The following is an 18,924-nucleotide window of genomic DNA, read 5'->3' on the forward strand; positions in this document are numbered from 1 at the left end:
GGCCTACAGGTCGGCAATAGTTGTAGGCCTGATAAGACGCGACAGCGTCGCATCAGGCATTGATTGCCGGATGCGGCGCGAGCGCCTTATCCGGCCTACGGGTCGTGCATCCGACAACACCGAATTTACAGGAACACAGAACATGCAAAACATTACTCAGTCCTGGTTTGTCCAGGGAATGATCAAAACCACCACCGACGCCTGGCTGAAAGGCTGGGATGAGCGCAACGGCGGCAACCTGACGCTACGCCTGGATGACGCCGATATCGCACCATATCACGACAATTTCCACCAACAACCGCGCTATATCCCGCTCAGCCAGCCCATGCCTTTACTGGCAAATACACCGTTTATTGTCACCGGCTCGGGCAAATTCTTCCGTAACGTCCAGCTTGATCCTGCGGCTAACTTAGGCATCGTAAAAGTCGACAGCGACGGCGCGGGCTACCACATTCTTTGGGGGTTAACCAACGAAGCCGTCCCCACTTCCGAACTTCCGGCTCACTTCCTTTCCCACTGCGAGCGCATTAAAGCCACCAACGGCAAAGATCGGGTGATCATGCACTGCCACGCCACCAACCTGATCGCCCTCACCTATGTACTTGAAAACGACACCGCGGTCTTCACTCGCCAACTGTGGGAAGGCAGCACCGAGTGTCTGGTGGTATTCCCGGATGGCGTTGGCATTTTGCCGTGGATGGTGCCCGGCACGGACGAAATCGGCCAGGAGACCGCACAAGAGATGCAAAAACATTCGCTGGTGTTGTGGCCCTTCCACGGCGTCTTCGGCAGCGGACCGACGCTGGATGAAACCTTCGGTTTAATCGACACCGCAGAAAAATCAGCACAAGTATTAGTGAAGGTTTATTCGATGGGCGGCATGAAACAGACCATCAGCCGTGAAGAGTTGATAGCGCTCGGCAAGCGTTTCGGCGTTACGCCACTCGCCAGTGCGCTGGCGCTGTAAGGAGCAAACATGATCCGCAAAGCCTTTGTCATGCAGGTAAACCCCGACGCCCACGAAGAGTATCAGCGTCGGCATAATCCCATCTGGCCAGAACTGGAAGCAGTGCTGAAATCTCACGGTGCGCATAACTACGCCATCTATCTCGACAAAGCGCGTAATCTGCTGTTTGCCATGGTAGAGATTGAATCTGAAGAACGCTGGAATGCGGTTGCCAGCACTGATGTTTGCCAACGTTGGTGGAAATATATGACCGATGTTATGCCCGCTAACCCGGATAACAGCCCGGTGAGTAGCGAGCTGCAAGAAGTGTTTTACCTGCCGTAATTGCCCAATGTGCCAGAGATGCCTCCGGCACAATATTTTAAATTTCGATTTGAAAAATTAAACATATTACATCTCCCGGTAAGTTATATTTCCCTGATACATTGTGAGTAAATCACAAAAATAATGAATAACCCATTAATGATTCATGTGGTTTATTTAAATAACCATTATGTGCATTACTCCGCAAATCTGACCTTTCACTCTGTCTCAAATTGTCATTGTTTACCGACATATCGCCTCTCATCACTTAATCGCTCCACCATTACAATTGATTAAAATATATTTTATGGAGTCCGATTAATGGCAGCTCTTACTGCAAGCTGTATTGACCTGAATATTCAGGGCAATGGCGCTTATTCCGTTCTGAAGCAGTTGGCGACAATAGCGTTACAAAACGGTTTTATCACCGACTCACACCAGTTCCTGCAAACCCTGCTGCTGCGCGAAAAAATGCACTCTACTGGATTTGGTTCCGGTGTCGCCGTGCCGCACGGTAAAAGCGCCTGCGTTAAACAACCGTTCGTATTATTCGCCCGCAAAGCGCAGGCTATTGACTGGAAAGCCAGCGATGGCGAAGACGTGAATTGCTGGATCTGCCTCGGCGTGCCGCAAAGCGGCGAAGAGGATCAGGTCAAAATCATCGGCACACTGTGTCGCAAAATTATTCACAAGGAATTTATTCATCAACTGCAACAGGGCGATACCGACCAGGTGCTTGCCTTGTTAAATCAAACCCTCAGCTCATAAGGAAGTGGCGATGGAGTCATCCTTACGTATTGTCGCGATCACCAACTGCCCCGCCGGGATCGCTCACACCTACATGGTGGCGGAAGCCCTGGAACAGAAAGCCCGTTCTCTCGGTCATACCATAAAAGTGGAAACTCAAGGGTCCAGTGGCGTTGAAAACCGCTTATCCAGCGAAGAGATTGCCGCTGCCGATTACGTCATTCTCGCTACCGGGCGTGGCCTGAGCGGTGATGATCGCGCGCGGTTTGCCGGGAAGAAAGTTTATGAGATTGCCATCTCCCAGGCGTTGAAAAATATCGACCAGATTTTTAGCGAATTACCGACAAACTCGCAGCTTTTTGCCGCAGATAGCGGCGTGAAGCTTGGCAAACAGGAAGTGCAAAGCGGTAGCGTGATGAGCCACCTGATGGCGGGCGTCTCTGCGGCGCTGCCGTTTGTCATCGGCGGTGGTATCCTGGTGGCGCTTGCCAACATGCTGGTGCAGTTCGGTTTGCCGTATACCGATATGTCGAAAGGCGCGCCGTCGTTTACCTGGGTAGTTGAATCCATCGGTTACCTTGGCTTCACCTTTATGATCCCCATCATGGGCGCTTATATTGCCTCGTCGATTGCCGATAAACCGGCTTTCGCTCCGGCGTTTCTGGTTTGCTATCTGGCGAACGACAAAGCGCTGCTCGGCACCCAGTCGGGTGCGGGATTCCTCGGCGCGGTGGTGCTGGGGCTGGCGATTGGCTATTTCGTCTTCTGGTTCCGCAAAGTGCGCCTTGGCAAAGCATTACAACCGCTGCTCGGTTCAATGCTGATCCCGTTCGTTACTCTGCTGGTTTTCGGCGTGCTCACTTACTACGTTATCGGGCCGGTGATGTCCGACCTCATGGGCGGGCTGCTCCACTTCCTGAATACCATTCCTCCATCAATGAAGTTTGCGGCAGCGTTTCTGGTCGGTGCGATGCTGGCGTTCGATATGGGCGGCCCCATCAATAAAACCGCCTGGTTCTTCTGCTTCTCACTGCTGGAAAAACACATTTATGACTGGTACGCCATCGTCGGCGTTGTCGCGCTGATGCCGCCCGTCGCGGCGGGTCTTGCGACGTTCATTGCGCCCAAACTGTTTACCCGACAGGAAAAAGAGGCTGCCAGTAGTGCCATTGTGGTCGGTGCCACAGTCGCAACCGAACCGGCTATTCCTTACGCTCTGGCAGCTCCGTTGCCGATGATTACCGCCAATACGCTGGCGGGCGGCATTACCGGCGTGCTGGTGATCGCTTTCGGAATCAAACGTCTGGCACCTGGTTTGGGTATCTTTGACCCGCTGATCGGCCTGATGTCGCCGGTGGGTTCGTTTTATCTGGTGCTGGCGATTGGCCTCGCGCTGAACATTTCATTCATTATCGTCCTGAAAGGATTGTGGTTACGCCGCAAAGCGAAAGCCGCGCAACAGGAGCTTGTCCATGAACATTGAGTTACTGCAACAGTTGTGCGAAGCCAGCGCCGTCAGCGGCGATGAACAGGAAGTTCGCGACATTCTGATAAACACGCTGGAACCTTGCGTGAATGAAATCACCTTCGATGGTCTGGGCAGCTTTGTTGCCCGTAAGGGGAATAAAGGTCCAAAAGTTGCCGTTGTCGGACATATGGATGAAGTCGGCTTTATGGTCACCCACATCGACGAGAGCGGTTTTCTGCGTTTTACCACCATTGGCGGCTGGTGGAATCAGTCGATGCTCAACCACCGGGTAACCATACGCACACACAAAGGAGTGAAAATCCCTGGTGTGATTGGTTCCGTCGCGCCTCATGCGTTAACGGAAAAGCAAAAGCAACAACCGCTGTCATTTGATGAGATGTTCATTGATATTGGCGCGAACAGTCGCGAAGAGGTGGAAAAGCGCGGCGTGGAAATTGGTAATTTTATTAGCCCGGAAGCCAATTTTGCCTGCTGGGGCGAAGATAAAGTGGTCGGCAAGGCGTTGGATAACCGCATCGGCTGCGCAATGATGGCTGAACTATTGCAGACGGTGAATAATCCCGAAATTACGCTGTATGGCGTTGGCAGTGTGGAAGAAGAAGTTGGGCTACGCGGGGCGCAAACCTCGGCGGAACACATTAAACCGGACGTCGTGATCGTGTTGGATACCGCCGTAGCGGGCGATGTTCCGGGCATTGATAACATTAAATACCCGCTGAAACTGGGCCAGGGGCCGGGGCTGATGCTGTTTGACAAGCGCTACTTCCCCAACCAGAAACTGGTAGCAGCGTTAAAAAGCTGTGCCGCACATAACGATTTACCGCTGCAATTTTCCACCATGAAAACCGGTGCGACGGATGGCGGGCGCTACAACGTGATGGGCGGCGGGCGTCCGGTTGTCGCGCTGTGTCTGCCAACTCGTTATCTGCACGCCAACAGCGGTATGATTTCAAAAGCCGATTACGAAGCTCTGCTCACGCTGATACGGGGTTTTCTGACGACCTTAACTGCGGAGAAAGTCAACGCGTTTAGCCAGTTCCGTCAGGTGGATTAATGCTAAACGAACGCCAGTTAAAGATTGTCGATCTGCTGGAGCAACAGCCGCGCACGCCTGGCGAGCTGGCGCAACAGACTGGCGTTTCAGGCAGGACCATCCTGCGTGATATTGACTATCTCAACTTCACCCTTAACGGCAAAGCCCGCATTTTCGCCAGTGGCAGTGCGGGCTATCAGCTGGAAATCTTCGAGCGCCGCAGCTTTTTTCAGTTGCTGCAAAAGCACGATAACGACGATCGGCTGCTGGCGCTGTTATTACTGAATACTTTCACTCCCCGTGCGCAACTCGCCTCGGCGCTTAATTTGCCAGAAACGTGGGTAGCAGAGCGTCTGCCCCGGTTAAAACAGCGTTATGAACGCACTTGTTGCCTGGCCAGCCGCCCTGGTTTGGGCCATTTCATTGATGAGACAGAAGAGAAACGCGTTATCTTGCTGGCGAACTTGCTGCGCAAAGATCCGTTTTTAATTCCGCTGGCGGGCATAACACGAGACAACCTTCAGCATTTATCCACGGCCTGCGACAACCAACACCGCTGGCCGCTCATGCAGGGTGATTATCTCTCCAGCCTGATTCTGGCGATTTACGCCCTGCGTAATCAACTGACCGATGAGTGGCCGCAATATCCCGGTGACGAGATAAAACAAATCGTTGAACAAAGCGGCATGTTTCTTGGTGATAACGCTGTAAGAACCCTGACAGGTTTGATAGAGAAACAGCATCAGCAAGCGCAGATAATTTCTGCCGATAATGTGCAGCGGTTGCTGCAAAGGGTGCCGGGCATCGCGTCATTGAATATTATTGATACGCGGCTGGTTGAGAACATTACCGGGCATTTATTACGTTGCCTTGCCGCACCAGTGTGGATTGCTGAGCACCGCCAAAGCAGCATGAATAACCTGAAAGCAGCCTGGCCTGCGGCCTTTGATATGAGTCTGCACTTTATTACGCTACTGCGTGAACAGCTCGATATTCCCCTTTTCGACAGCGATCTGCTCGGTTTGTATTTTGCCTGTGCGCTGGAGCGGCATCAAAACGAACGCCAGCCGATCATTTTGCTCTCGGACCAGAACGCGATTGCCACCATTAATCAGCTCGCCATTGAGCGCGATGTTTTAAATTGTCGGGTGATTATTGCCCGTAGCTTAAGCGAGCTTGTTGCCATTCGCGAAGAGATTGAGCCGTTATTGATCATTAACAACAGCCATTATTTACTGGATGACGCGGTAAATAATTACATCACCGTAAAAAATATCATTACGGCTGCCGGTATCGAACAAATAAAACATTTTCTGGCGACGGCATTTATTCGCCAGCAACCGGAGCGTTTTTTCTCTGCCCTCGGAAGTTTTCATTATTCGAATGTACGCGGTGAAAGCTGGCAACATATTACCCGGCAAATTTGTGCGCAATTAGTCGCACAACACCATATTACCGCCGATGAAGCACAACGCATCATCGCCCGCGAAGGCGAAGGTGAAAACCTGATTGTTAATCGCCTCGCCATCCCACATTGCTGGAGCGAACAGGAGCGACGTTTTCGTGGATTTTTTATTACCCTCGCCCAACCAGTTGAGGTGAATAACGAAGTCATTAACCATGTCTTGATCGCCTGCGCCGCCGCCGATGCGCGTCATGAGCTAAAAATATTTAGCTATCTGGCAAGCATATTGTGTCAGCATCCGGCGGAGATTATTGCCGGATTAACAGGATATGAGGCATTTATGGAGTTACTTCACAAGGGGTGAACTGTGTCGGATGCGCCGCATCCGACACTGCATTTATCATCAAAAACGTTTAACGCAGGCTATTATAGTCATCAACCATTTCGTTGTACTCGCGTAATGCTCTCGGGAAAGAGTCTTCGACCATCCAGCTTGAGTTTGCGTCCTGAAGTTGCTCTTTATCCCAGTCAGAGTACGGGACTTTATCTCTGATGCGGCGAACGTATTTTTTAGCCTCGAGTTGATACTGGCCTGCCGAATTAATAAACGAGAAATTCATGCCGCCTTTATCCGCTTCTTTGGCCTGCGCCACTAGCGTTTCCAGTTCAGACACTTTCTTCATTGCCGCTTCTGCATCAAACTTATCTTGCGATATCAGGTTATTAATTTGTTTCGCTGAAATCATGACTGCCAGAGAGTAGTAGTGGAATGTTTTCCCTTCTCTTTCTTCAATATTTTTCAGTTCCGCAAGCTGACGCTTATCATTAATTTCCTGAATCGCCGCATGATAAGATTCGGCTACAGGTTCAAAGGCTTCCAGATTTTTTAAGAATGTCTGGTGCAGCGTTTTCCCTTTCGCAAACGCATCGTCTTTATAATTTTCCTGGGTGTAATATTTATCCATTTCGTTAATGGTATTACCCAACGCCACGGCAGCATCGATATAACTCACCGCCACGCCATCAATTGGTTGCAGCGCAGGCGTTAACGCCACAGCACTTTTTACGCCTTTTTCACACTCAGCGAGGTTGGATTCACTAATGCCGTAGATGCCATAAACAGTACGCTCTTCACCGGTAGGCCCCTGTTTAAAATCTTTCAGCCAGTCAGCATAACGCGCCAGACTGCGCTGTACCGGGATCTGTAACTTGTTGTAGCACTTGATATAGACATCCATTTTTTCGTCGAAAACCGCTTGTTCATCGACCACCGGTTGCGCAGGTGTTTCAGGTTTAGCTTCTGCTTTTGCAACGGGAGCTTCAGTAGGTTTCGCTTCAGGAGCTGGTGCGGCAGGTTGACTATTGGCAGGCGGGAGCGTTTCTGTTTCGGCTTTTTTATCATCACAACCCGTCAGACCGAGGGACATGATGGCGACTATAATAGCGGAAGATAATAAATTCCTTTTCATTTAATTGCCTTATAAATATATAGATAAGAGAGTGAACATAATAAATGAAAAAAGAAAACGCCACTACACGCATTTTGTTTATAAATAAAATAATAAAATTCACGAAATGAATAAGTCCTGCAATTTAATATATTTCGCAGGACTTATTTTAATTAATTGCTCAAACGCTGCGGATGGGTATAAACCGTTGCCCGACCCGGTTTACAAAAACCTACCAGTGTCAGATTACAGCGCTCAGCCACTTCTACAGCAAGCGTGGTCGCGGCAGACACCGCAAACAAAATCTCTACGCCGCACATCGCCGACTTTTGCACCATTTCATAACTGGCACGACTGGAAACCAGTACCGCACCTTGCTGCCAGCTTTCCCCTTCTTGTGACCGGCGGCCTAACAGTTTGTCCAGCGCCACATGGCGACCCACGTCTTCATGCCCGCCGACCAGTTCGCCAGATGGCAACATCCAGGCAGCGGCGTGAGTACAACCAGTCAGTTGCCCCACTGGCTGAAAATCGTTGAGATGACGTAATGCATCATCCAGTTTGTTGAGATCAAACGTCTGGGTGAACGGTAGCGGCTGCACCGGTTTTCCGATGTCATTAAGTTGCTCCACGCCGCATACGCCACAGCCCGTACGTCCCGCCAGCGCCCGGCGGCGCTCCTTCAACCCCATAAAGCGGCGGCTGGAAAGCTCAATTTGTACTTCAAGACCATTACAGGAAGGAACGACATCCATGCCGAAGATATCGCGCGGACTTTCGATAATCCCCTCGGAAAGCGAAAAACCGAGCGCAAAGTACTCAAGGTCTTTGGGCGACGCCATCATCACCACATGCGAAATGCCGTTGTAGACCAGCGCAACGGGAACTTCTTCCGCGACCTCATCTAACCGTGGGTGTTGTAAATCATCACGCCGCCATAACTCAATTTGACGAACACCTGTGATATTTGTCACATTTTCGATTTCTTTTCGCTGTGTTTTTTTCACTTTCTCTTAACCAGATAAGAACACACACACCAACATTATGGTATTCTGTTACAAACCCTTCCTGGATGGAGGGAAATTGAGCCAATTCTGGACCTTTGCGGCCCCTTCCGCAAAGAAAAATAACTCCCACTCCCTGCACACGCAGCAAGCGAATGTAAATGGGACGTGACAATGTCGAAACAAGGAGCAATCCATGCAGGTCAGCAGAAGGCAGTTCTTTAAGATCTGCGCTGGCGGTATGGCAGGCACCACGGCAGCGGCACTGGGTTTTGCACCCAGCGTAGCACTCGCGGAAACCCGGCAGTATAAACTGCTGCGCACCCGCGAAACCCGTAATACCTGCACCTATTGTTCCGTAGGCTGTGGGCTGTTGATGTACAGCCTCGGTGACGGAGCAAAAAACGCCAAAGCATCTATCTTCCATATCGAAGGCGATCCGGATCACCCGGTCAACCGCGGTGCACTTTGTCCGAAAGGCGCTGGCCTGGTGGATTTCATCCACTCCGAAAGCCGTCTGAAGTTTCCGGAATACCGTGCGCCAGGTTCTGATAAATGGCAGCAAATCAGTTGGGAAGAGGCGTTTGATCGCATCGCCAAACTGATGAAAGAAGACCGCGATGCTAACTACATTGCGCAAAACGCCGAAGGCGTGACTGTTAACCGCTGGCTCTCCACCGGGATGCTGTGTGCTTCCGCGTCGAGTAACGAAACCGGCTATTTAACGCAAAAATTCTCCCGCGCGCTGGGTATGCTCGCGGTCGACAACCAGGCGCGTGTCTGACACGGACCAACGGTAGCAAGTCTTGCTCCAACATTTGGTCGCGGTGCGATGACCAACCACTGGGTCGACATCAAGAACGCCAACCTCGTCGTGGTGATGGGCGGTAACGCCGCTGAAGCTCACCCGGTCGGGTTCCGCTGGGCGATGGAAGCCAAAATTCACAACGGCGCGAAGCTGATTGTGATCGATCCTCGCTTTACGCGTACGGCGGCGGTAGCTGACTACTATGCCCCTATTCGTTCCGGTACTGACATTGCTTTCCTGTCAGGCGTATTGCTGTACCTGCTGAACAATGAAAAATTCAACCGCGAATACACCGAAGCCTATACCAACGCCAGCCTGATCGTGCGTGAGGATTACGGCTTTGAAGATGGCCTGTTCACCGGCTACGACGCGGAAAAACGCAAGTACGATAAATCCTCCTGGACTTATGAACTGGACGAAAACGGCTTCGCCAAACGCGATACCACGCTGCAACATCCGCGCTGCGTGTGGAACTTGCTGAAACAGCACGTTTCCCGCTACACGCCAGATGTGGTTGAAAACATCTGTGGTACGCCAAAAGACGCGTTCCTGAAAGTCTGCGAATACATCGCAGAAACCAGTGCTCACGATAAAACTGCCTCGTTCCTGTATGCCCTCGGCTGGACGCAACACTCCGTTGGTGCGCAAAACATTCGTACGATGGCGATGATCCAGCTGCTGCTCGGCAATATGGGGATGGCAGGCGGCGGCGTTAACGCCCTGCGCGGTCACTCCAATATTCAGGGGCTGACGGACCTGGGGCTGCTGTCGCAGAGCCTGCCAGGTTACATGACGCTGCCAAGCGAGAAGCAGACCGATCTGCAAACCTACCTTACCGCCAACACGCCAAAACCGCTGCTGGAAGGCCAGGTAAACTACTGGGGCAACTACCCGAAATTCTTCGTCTCTATGATGAAGGCCTTCTTTGGTGATAAAGCGACGGCGGAAAATAGCTGGGGCTTTGACTGGTTGCCGAAGTGGGATAAAGGCTACGACGTCCTGCAATACTTCGAGATGATGAAAGAGGGCAAGGTCAATGGCTATATCTGCCAGGGCTTTAACCCTGTTGCCTCATTCCCGAACAAAAACAAAGTGATCGGTTGTCTGTCGAAACTGAAGTTCCTCGTCACCATCGACCCACTGAACACTGAAACCTCTAACTTCTGGCAGAACCACGGTGAGCTGAACGAAGTTGACTCGTCGAAGATCCAGACCGAAGTGTTCCGTCTGCCATCGACCTGCTTCGCGGAAGAGAACGGTTCTATCGTTAACTCAGGTCGCTGGTTACAGTGGCACTGGAAAGGTGCGGACGCCCCGGGGATTGCGCTGACTGACGGCGAGATCCTCTCCGGTATCTTCCTGCGCTTGCGCAAGATGTATGCCGAACAGGGTGGCGCGAACCCGGACCAGGTGCTGAACATGACATGGAACTACGCCATTCCGCATGAGCCATCTTCAGAAGAAGTGGCGATGGAGAGCAACGGTAAGGCGCTGGCCGATATTACCGATCCGGCAACCGGTGCGGTTATCGTCAAGAAAGGCCAACAACTTAGTTCGTTCGCCCAATTGCGCGATGACGGTACAACCTCCTGTGGCTGCTGGATTTTCGCCGGTAGCTGGACGCCGGAAGGCAACCAGATGGCACGCCGTGATAACGCCGATCCGTCTGGCCTCGGTAACACGCTGGGCTGGGCATGGGCATGGCCGCTTAACCGCCGCATTCTGTATAACCGCGCCTCCGCAGATCCGCAGGGTAACCCGTGGGATCCGAAGCGTCAGTTGCTGAAATGGGACGGCACTAAGTGGACCGGCTGGGATATTCCGGACTACAGCGCAGCGCCTCCGGGTAGCGGCGTCGGGCCGTTTATCATGCAGCAGGAAGGCATGGGGCGTCTGTTTGCCCTCGATAAGATGGCGGAAGGTCCGTTCCCGGAACACTACGAGCCGTTTGAAACGCCGCTGGGAACTAACCCGCTGCATCCAAACGTTATCTCGAACCCGGCTGCACGTATCTTTAAAGACGACGCCGAAGCATTGGGTAAAGCCGATAAGTTCCCGTATGTCGGAACCACCTATCGTCTGACCGAGCACTTCCACTACTGGACCAAACACGCGCTGTTGAACGCGATTTTGCAGCCAGAGCAGTTTGTGGAAATCGGGGAGTCGCTGGCGAATAAACTTGGCATTGCCCAGGGCGATACCGTGAAAGTCTCCTCCAACCGTGGCTATATCAAAGCCAAAGCGGTGGTGACCAAACGTATTCGCACGCTGAAAGCGAACGGCAAAGATATCGATACCATCGGTATTCCGATTCACTGGGGCTATGAAGGCGTAGCTAAAAAAGGCTTTATTGCCAATACTTTAACGCCATTCGTTGGTGATGCGAACACGCAGACGCCGGAGTTTAAGTCCTTCCTTGTGAATGTGGAAAAGGTGTAACGGAGACGACATATGGCTTATCAATCTCAAGATATCATTCGTCGTTCCGCGACTAACGGTCTGACCCCCGCGCCTCAGGCGCGGGACTTCCAGGAAGAAGTGGCGAAACTCATCGACGTTACCACCTGTATCGGCTGTAAAGCCTGTCAGGTGGCGTGTTCAGAGTGGAACGACATTCGCGATACCGTCGGCAATAACATTGGGGTGTACGACAACCCCAATGATTTAAGCGCCAAATCGTGGACGGTAATGCGCTTCTCGGAAGTGGAGCAGAACGACAAACTGGAATGGCTGATCCGCAAAGACGGCTGTATGCACTGTTCCGATCCAGGCTGCCTGAAAGCGTGCCCGGCGGAAGGTGCAATTATTCAGTATGCCAACGGTATCGTCGACTTCCAGTCCGAGCAGTGCATTGGCTGCGGTTATTGCATTGCGGGCTGTCCGTTCGACATTCCGCGCCTCAACCCGGAAGACAACCGCGTCTACAAATGTACGCTGTGCGTTGACCGCGTGGTGGTTGGGCAAGAACCAGCCTGCGTGAAGACCTGCCCAACGGGCGCGATTCACTTCGGTACGAAAGAGTCGATGAAAACGCTGGCGAGCGAGCGCGTTGCTGAGCTGAAAACCCGCGGTTACGACAATGCGGGTCTGTACGATCCGGCAGGCGTCGGTGGTACACACGTCATGTACGTGCTGCACCATGCTGACAAGCCAAATCTGTATCATGGCTTGCCGGAGAACCCGGAAATCAGCGAAACCGTGAAATTCTGGAAAGGCATCTGGAAACCGCTCGCGGCTGTTGGCTTTGCGGCTACCTTTGCGGCCAGTATCTTCCACTACGTGGGTGTCGGTCCGAACCGTGCGGATGAGGAAGAGAATAATCTGCACGAAGAGAAAGACGAGGAGCGCAAATGAAACGACGTGACACCATCGTGCGCTACACCGCGCCGGAACGTATCAACCACTGGATCACCGCCTTCTGCTTCATCCTGGCGGCGGTGAGCGGGCTGGGCTTTTTGTTCCCGTCCTTCAACTGGTTGATGCAAATCATGGGCACACCGCAGCTGGCGCGAATTCTGCACCCGTTTGTCGGCGTGGTTATGTTTGCCTCGTTCATCATCATGTTTTTCCGTTACTGGCATCACAACCTAATCAATCGGGATGATATCTTTTGGGCGAAGAATATTCGTAAGATCGTCGTCAACGAGGAAGTAGGTGACACCGGGCGTTATAACTTCGGTCAGAAATGCGTTTTCTGGGCGGCGATTATTTTCCTGGTTCTGCTGCTGGTGAGCGGCGTGATTATCTGGCGTCCTTATTTTGCGCCTGCTTTCTCAATCCCGGTGATCCGATTCGCGTTAATGCTGCATTCATTTGCCGCAGTGGCGTTAATTGTGGTTATCATGGTGCATATCTACGCCGCCCTTTGGGTGAAAGGCACGATTACCGCCATGGTGGAAGGATGGGTTACCAGCGCCTGGGCGAAGAAACATCACCCGCGCTGGTACCGTGAGGTCCGCAAGACAACGGAAAAGAAAGCTGAATGAGTATTCGCATAATCCCGCAAGATGAGCTGGGTTCAAGCGAGAAACGTACGGCGGATATGATTCCGCCGTTATTGTTCCCTCGGCTCAAGAATTTATACAACCGCCGCGCCGAGCGTCTGCGCGAGCTGGCAGAAAATAATCCTCTGGGTGATTACCTGCGCTTTGCTGCGCTTATCGCCCACGCCCAGGAAGTGGTGCTGTACGACCATCCGCTGGAGATGGATCTGACTGCGCGCATTAAAGAAGCCAGCGCACAAGGCAAGCCCCCGCTGGATATTCACGTTCTGCCGCGTGATAAGCACTGGCAAAAGCTGCTGATGGCGCTGATTGCTGAGCTGAAACCTGAAATGAGCGGCCCGGCGCTGGCAGTGATTGAGAATCTGGAGAAGGCATCGACTCAGGAGCTGGAAGATATGGCCAGCGCGCTGTTTGCCTCTGATTTCTCGTCCGTCAGCAGCGATAAAGCGCCGTTTATCTGGGCTGCACTGTCGCTCTACTGGGCGCAGATGGCCAATCTGATCCCCGGCAAAGCCCGCGCTGAATACGGCGAGCAACGTCAATATTGCCCGGTTTGTGGTTCTATGCCGGTGTCCAGCATGGTGCAAATTGGCACCACTCAGGGGCTACGTTACCTGCACTGCAACCTGTGTGAAACTGAATGGCACGTAGTGCGCGTAAAATGCAGCAACTGCGAGCAGAGCGGCAAACTGCATTACTGGTCGCTGGATGACGAACAGGCCGCGATTAAAGCCGAAAGCTGCGATGACTGCGGCACTTACCTGAAAATTCTCTATCAGGAAAAAGATCCAAAAATCGAAGCCGTAGCAGATGACCTCGCCTCTCTGGTACTGGACGCACGAATGGAGCAAGAAGGCTATGCCCGCAGTTCCATCAACCCGTTCCTGTTTCCGGGTGAAGGAGAGTAATCTCTGACGTTTTCCGGGTGGCGCAGGTCGCCCGGATTACAGCTCATAGGGTGTGACGACACCATCTCTCGTATTCCGCGTTACCACCTCAAGCTATGCCGCCAGTGCCGGTTTGGCCTCAATTTACCCACCACCACATCAATAAGGTTATGGGCATGAGACTGATGACAAGCGTAAGATTGCCTGATGCGCTGCGCTTATCAGGCCTACCAATAAACTGCAATACATTGAATTTATACGACTTTGTAGGCCGGATAAGGCGTTCACGCCGCATCCGGCATGAACAACGCGCACGTTGTCAGCAATCTGATTGACATCATTTTTTCCCATTACCATTCCTCGCGCAGCTTACGCTGATATTCGACACCATCTTCCTCACACCCTTGCCAGATGCCAGGAACACTGGTTCTTGCTGTTTGCGATTGATTTATCAGGTATTGATCTACCGCTTCCCTTAATAGGTCCGCACGAGGAAGATTACGCTGCACCTCGAGATCATCAAGTTGCTTAATCACCTCATTCGATAAATCGAGTAAAATTCTGCCCATATCTATACCTGCCAGAGAGTTCATAAATATCTCGCCAATATCATTTTTGAATCTATGGAGAGAAAAGTACCCTTGCCGAATCTTTAAAGAAAGCTCATTTACGCATCATTTTTTATTTTTGCGAGGCGTTTTCCAGATATGATGTAACAGTTGCAGTTATTATAAGTTCAAGTAAAACAGCCTTGTATTAATACCAGAATAAGGGCATCTGTTTTTTATATTCAAGAATGAAAAATTTTTGTCATTCCTTATGCTCCTTACACTGATCATCAACACCAACTACCTCCCCCTTTTGCCTGCCTCCCTTTGCTTTACGCACCGGGAATTGCTGACGTTCCAGATATTGCTCTACCGCTTCGCGTAAAATTGCAGATCGTGAAACCTTACGCCAGCCCCGAAGCTTGTTCAGCCGTTTAATTGCCTCTTCTGATAAATGAAGAAAAACCGTATTCATCGCCATTACCAATACCTTACATATATTACTCATTAATGTATGTGCGAAAATTACGCCGGAAAATCATTTAAAAAAAGCGGATTTTTGCATGTTGTTTTGTTTTTGCGAGGCGTTTTCCAGAAATAATAAGAGTGTTGCAGTTGTTTCATTTATTACTCAAAAATGGTTTAGTTATCGCCCAGGATGAATTATGGGTGCTATGAATATATTATATTCAGAGATATTTATTTGCATAATCTGAATGGTGTAGCCGAAAAACGTCAGCATCCTAACAGCACCAGGATTTAAGGTGAAATTAATCTTTCATCACAGACCGGTCAGTACTGCCACCAACCGGTCTTTACTTGCTCATCGTTATAATTTTGTTGGTAACAGTTCGGGAAAGTTGTTTTTCTAAATTAACAACAGAATAACTTTCTTGTTTAATGAGATTAATATTGGCAACCATTATAGCCTCCTTCCCACGGTTTAAGAGCAAACATACAACATAATTATTCATAACATACAGAGCAGTAAATGAATGATACTGACAATGATGCTAGTCCATTATCTTTGCATAATATTTGTTAGCTATAGATTTTAAAAATATTTATGAGAAAAGTATGGCACCAGAGGGGGTTTTGACTATCAAAAATCGCTCAAACATGAACTAAGATGATGAATTAAGCATTATCTGCGATAATTGCCACTCAGTTCTACAAATAATATTTAAATGCTCCTGAACAGTGATGTAGCAAGACACGTATGGAGCCAACGAAGAATAAAAATTTATAGAGTTCTTATTTAATATAACCGAAATAGCCAAGGACTAATATAAATGACCTGAATGAGAGAGGCAGCACCGCCCCTCTCCATCAGCTACTCTTCTTCGTTCCCGCCCTCTTCATACGGGCCAAATGGCTTCGCGGGCAGAACGATATACGTGCCTTCAAACACTGCACCCGGCGTCTCGTCGCCAAAGATTTCGACCTGCATCTGCACCCGTGCTTTTCGTCCGCGCGCCAGACGGTCGAGATCGCCGCTTAAGGCACCGAGGTCGGCTACCGCATGAGGTTTACCGCTAATCGGCTTGCTGTAGCGGATATGCGCATCCGCAAGAATAATCGTTCCGCCGAGGTGGCGTTCACGCAGCATCAGCCAGATAAGTCCCCAACCGGTGAGCGTCGCCAGTGAGAATAAACTCCCGGCAAACAGCGTATGGTGCGGATTCTGATTGCCGGTTTCTGGCATGGTAGTGATAAATTTTTGCCCGGTATATTGCTGAATGCGCACGCCCATTTTTTCACTAAGCGGGATATGTTCGTACCACGCCTGTTGCAGCTGCGCGCACCAGTCGCCGCGATGCAGAATGTCATCCAGAGTGGCGACGGGCTTAATCATCAAAAAATGGCGAATCGGCGTGGTGGTTGGCGTGGTGATTTCTCCCTGATTAACAAACCCCAGCTTGGCGAAAAACTCCACCGCGTCTTCACGGGCGCTACAGGTCACGCGCTTAACGCCTTCCTGACGCGCCACCGACTCCAGGGTCATCGCCATCAGCGTGCCTAACCCTTTGTCCTGCACGTCGGGATGAACGGCCATAAAGCGAATGGACGCTTCATTGTCGGCATTAATATACAGTCGGCCTACCGCCACCAGATTACCCTGCTCGTCGACGACCATCTGGTGATGCGCCATCGCATCCCACGCGTCGCGTTCCGAACCTTTTGGTTGATGCAGGGGCTTACGCAACATTTCCCAGCGAAACTGATAGTAACGCTCTAATTCTTCTTCTGTTTGTGGAACCCGAAGGTGATACATAGCGATACTCTCTCTTGTTTCCCGTGACAACCCTGGAAGCTGGCTCATACCTGCAACCAGAATGTCACGGGGCCATCATTGACCAGCGATACCTGCATATCCGCAGCGAAGCGTCCTGTTTGCGTGTTCATCTCTTGCTGACGGCAGCGTTCGACGAAATAGTCATATAACGCCTCTGCGCGATCCGGTGATGCACCTTTGGAGAAACTTGGGCGCATCCCCCGTTCGGTATCTGCGGCGAGGGTAAACTGGGAAACCACCAGCACACTGCCGCCCGCCTGTTGCACGTTGAGATTCATCTTGCCTTCGGCATCGCTAAAGATGCGGTAGCCGAGCACACGCTCGCACAGACGGTTTGCTTTCTGTTCGTCGTCATCCTTTTCGACACCCAATAACACCAAAAGTCCCGCGCCAATTTCGCCCGTCACTTCTCCCTCCACGGTGACGCTGGCACGGGTTACGCGTTGAATTAATGCAATCATGGTTCGTCGTCTTCTTCTTGTTCAGCAGCTTGTTTTAGTTTGCGGTATTCCCCGAGAGTGACAGTAATTTCCGCGCCAAGCAAGACGATACACCATGTCCAGTAGACCCAGACAAAGAGAATGGGGATCACCGCCAGCACACCGTAAATGAGCTGATATGACGGGAACATGGTGATATAAAGCGCGAAACCTTTCTTTCCTGCTTCGAACAGGAGTGCAGCAACAAACGCGCCGACAATCGCGTCGCGGTTAGGTACGCGGATGGTAGGAACAATGCTGTACAGCAACCAGAAGGAGATCCACGACAACAGCAGCGGAAAAATACGCAGCACGTTGTCGATGACAGTATTGAGATCGCTCGCCCAGCGCAGGGAGAGCAAATAGGAACTGATCGCCAGACTAGCCCCTGCCAGCAGCGGCCCCAGCGTTAAAATCATCCAGTACACGGCAAACGAGTAAATTTTTGGTCGCGCTCGTTTACTGCGCCAGATGGTATTCAACGCGCTATCGATGGAGTACATCAACAATAACGCGGTGACGATCAGCCCGCACGCGCCAACGGCGGTCATCTTGTTGGAATTGGCAACAAATTGTTCGATATACCGCTGAATAACATCGCCAGTAGCAGGCAGAAAGTTGGCAAAAATAAAGTGACGCAACTGAATGCTGACGTCGGAAAACATGGGAAAAGCGGCGAAAAGCGCAAAAACAACGGCAACCAGCGGCACTAATGAGAGCAACGACACATAGGCAAGGTTACCTGCCAGGGTTGTCATGTTGTCCTCATCAATACGTTGCCAGAGTAGTTTTAGCCAGGCCCATAGTGGACGGGTACGGTGCCTGGCTTTGTCCTGAATGGTTTTTAGCATAACACCTTCGCGAAATAGTCCGGGATGGTGGTTTTATCTTTCACCAGAATACTGGTAATGCCTAGCTGATTAGCTCCTTCTATATTATCGGCGTTATCGTCGAAAAAGACCGTATCGCTGGGTGAAAAACCTTCCGCCTGCAAAACATGCTGGTAAATTCGAGCTTCAGGTTTGCGCATCCCCAGATCTTGCGACAGATAGATATGGTCAGCAGCATCACGAATTTCCGGGTATTCTTCCGGCCAGAAGGTGGTATGCAGGCGGTTGGTATTGGAAAGCACCACCACGCGATGCCCCTGCTCACGCAGTTTATGCATGATGGCGATCACTTCCGGGCGCAGCGCAACAAACACCGCCTGCCAGCCGTGAGAGAACTGCTCGTAGCTTAGCGGTAGAGCCATCTCATGACACAGCGCCTCTGCGAACGCTTCGTCGCTAATTTCCCCACGCTCATGCTGATGAAACGCCTCCCCCATATGAAAACTCTTCTTAAGCGATGCCAGCGGAATACGCGTTAAATCGCTCCAGGCTCCCAGCACACGGTTAAAGTCGATATCGACAATCACATTACCTAAATCAAAGATATAGAGCATTTTTGCCTCCTTTCGCGCCACAAGAAATTAACTGTAGCGGGAAAGGATGGGTTTGGCTATGT

At 51.1% G+C, this 18,924-nt stretch carries 18 protein-coding genes and 1 pseudogene; 10 read left to right on the plus strand and 9 right to left on the minus strand.

Going from position 1 to position 18,924, the window contains the following annotated elements; genetic code table 11:
• Window positions 1-142: 142 nt before the first annotated feature.
• The 6 genes from rhaD (at window position 143) to RTW80_RS11845 (ending at window position 6,308) form a co-directional block, all read left to right on the plus strand.
• Window positions 143-967 (plus strand): rhamnulose-1-phosphate aldolase, encoded by an 825-nt coding sequence (gene rhaD, locus RTW80_RS11820; RefSeq protein ID WP_063119346.1) that lies wholly within the window; start codon window positions 143-145, stop codon window positions 965-967.
• Window positions 968-976: 9 nt separating this feature from the next.
• Entirely contained in the window at window positions 977-1,291 is a 315-nt protein-coding gene (gene rhaM, locus RTW80_RS11825; protein WP_000619493.1) for an L-rhamnose mutarotase, read from the plus strand.
• A 300-nt stretch (window positions 1,292-1,591) separates the two neighbouring features.
• A complete protein-coding gene (locus tag RTW80_RS11830; RefSeq protein WP_000729595.1) occupies window positions 1,592-2,038 on the plus strand; it encodes a PTS fructose transporter subunit IIA in 447 nt (148 codons plus the stop codon).
• 10 nt (window positions 2,039-2,048) lie between these two features.
• Entirely contained in the window at window positions 2,049-3,500 is a 1,452-nt protein-coding gene (locus RTW80_RS11835; protein WP_000446023.1) for a PTS fructose-like transporter subunit IIBC, read from the plus strand.
• Window positions 3,490-4,560, plus strand: a complete 1,071-nt coding sequence (locus tag RTW80_RS11840; protein ID WP_001019484.1) for an aminopeptidase — start codon at window positions 3,490-3,492, stop codon at window positions 4,558-4,560. Before RTW80_RS11835 ends, RTW80_RS11840 begins: the two co-directional genes overlap by 11 nt.
• Window positions 4,560-6,308 (plus strand): putative frv operon regulatory protein, encoded by a 1,749-nt coding sequence (locus RTW80_RS11845; RefSeq protein WP_063119345.1) that lies wholly within the window; start codon window positions 4,560-4,562, stop codon window positions 6,306-6,308. The genes RTW80_RS11840 and RTW80_RS11845 overlap by 1 nt, the downstream gene beginning before the upstream one ends.
• A gap of 49 nt (window positions 6,309-6,357) precedes the next feature.
• On the opposite strand, the gene RTW80_RS11850 is transcribed toward RTW80_RS11845, so the two are convergent.
• Together RTW80_RS11850 and fdhD are read right to left on the minus strand one after the other, a co-directional pair.
• Window positions 6,358-7,413, minus strand: a complete 1,056-nt coding sequence (locus RTW80_RS11850) for a YiiG family protein (protein WP_001295677.1) — start codon at window positions 7,411-7,413, stop codon at window positions 6,358-6,360.
• A gap of 152 nt (window positions 7,414-7,565) precedes the next feature.
• Window positions 7,566-8,399 carry a formate dehydrogenase accessory sulfurtransferase FdhD gene (gene fdhD, locus RTW80_RS11855; RefSeq protein WP_000753617.1) on the minus strand — a complete coding sequence of 278 codons (834 nt, stop codon included), beginning with the start codon at window positions 8,397-8,399 and terminating at the stop codon, window positions 7,566-7,568.
• A 193-nt stretch (window positions 8,400-8,592) separates the two neighbouring features.
• Here fdhD and fdnG point away from each other — a divergent pair, with 193 nt between their 5' ends.
• From fdnG to fdhE, 4 genes are read left to right on the plus strand one after another with little or no spacing between them, the layout of a single operon-like run.
• A complete protein-coding gene (gene fdnG / locus RTW80_RS11860) occupies window positions 8,593-11,643 on the plus strand; it encodes a formate dehydrogenase-N subunit alpha (protein ID WP_010723259.1) in 3,051 nt (1,016 codons plus the stop codon).
• Window positions 11,644-11,655: 12 nt separating this feature from the next.
• Window positions 11,656-12,558 (plus strand): formate dehydrogenase O subunit beta, encoded by a 903-nt coding sequence (gene fdoH, locus RTW80_RS11865; RefSeq protein WP_000331377.1) that lies wholly within the window; start codon window positions 11,656-11,658, stop codon window positions 12,556-12,558.
• Window positions 12,555-13,190: a formate dehydrogenase cytochrome b556 subunit gene (gene fdoI, locus RTW80_RS11870; protein ID WP_000829013.1), complete on the plus strand. Its 636-nt coding sequence runs from the start codon at window positions 12,555-12,557 to the stop codon at window positions 13,188-13,190. Before fdoH ends, fdoI begins: the two co-directional genes overlap by 4 nt.
• The gene (gene fdhE, locus RTW80_RS11875; protein WP_000027705.1) at window positions 13,187-14,116 is read left to right on the plus strand and encodes a formate dehydrogenase accessory protein FdhE; all 930 of its coding nucleotides are present in this window, start codon (window positions 13,187-13,189) and stop codon (window positions 14,114-14,116) included. The genes fdoI and fdhE overlap by 4 nt, the downstream gene beginning before the upstream one ends.
• Window positions 14,117-14,445: 329 nt before the next feature.
• Here the strand turns inward: fdhE and yiiF are convergent, their stop codons facing one another.
• From yiiF to yihX, 7 genes and pseudogenes are all read right to left on the minus strand, one after another.
• Window positions 14,446-14,688, minus strand: coding sequence for a protein YiiF (yiiF, locus tag RTW80_RS11880; protein WP_001086388.1), 243 nt, complete (start codon window positions 14,686-14,688; stop codon window positions 14,446-14,448).
• A gap of 217 nt (window positions 14,689-14,905) precedes the next feature.
• Entirely contained in the window at window positions 14,906-15,124 is a 219-nt protein-coding gene (locus RTW80_RS11885; protein ID WP_001295676.1) for a CopG family transcriptional regulator, read from the minus strand.
• 376 nt (window positions 15,125-15,500) lie between these two features.
• Window positions 15,501-15,617 (minus strand): annotated as a pseudogene (locus RTW80_RS31345) (hypothetical protein); the annotation flags it as partial.
• 359 nt (window positions 15,618-15,976) lie between these two features.
• Window positions 15,977-16,918 carry a fatty acid biosynthesis protein FabY gene (gene fabY, locus RTW80_RS11895; protein WP_001297068.1) on the minus strand — a complete coding sequence of 314 codons (942 nt, stop codon included), beginning with the start codon at window positions 16,916-16,918 and terminating at the stop codon, window positions 15,977-15,979.
• 44 nt (window positions 16,919-16,962) lie between these two features.
• A complete protein-coding gene (gene dtd / locus RTW80_RS11900; protein ID WP_000560983.1) occupies window positions 16,963-17,400 on the minus strand; it encodes a D-aminoacyl-tRNA deacylase in 438 nt (145 codons plus the stop codon).
• Window positions 17,397-18,269: a virulence factor BrkB family protein gene (locus RTW80_RS11905; RefSeq protein WP_000920762.1), complete on the minus strand. Its 873-nt coding sequence runs from the start codon at window positions 18,267-18,269 to the stop codon at window positions 17,397-17,399. The genes dtd and RTW80_RS11905 overlap by 4 nt, the downstream gene beginning before the upstream one ends.
• Window positions 18,263-18,862 carry a glucose-1-phosphatase gene (yihX, locus tag RTW80_RS11910; protein WP_001295269.1) on the minus strand — a complete coding sequence of 200 codons (600 nt, stop codon included), beginning with the start codon at window positions 18,860-18,862 and terminating at the stop codon, window positions 18,263-18,265. The genes RTW80_RS11905 and yihX overlap by 7 nt, the downstream gene beginning before the upstream one ends.
• Between the last annotated feature and the right edge of the window lie 62 nt (window positions 18,863-18,924).

Source organism: Escherichia sp. AM3, assembly GCF_032029835.1.
GTDB classification, from domain to species: domain Bacteria; phylum Pseudomonadota; class Gammaproteobacteria; order Enterobacterales; family Enterobacteriaceae; genus Escherichia; species Escherichia coli.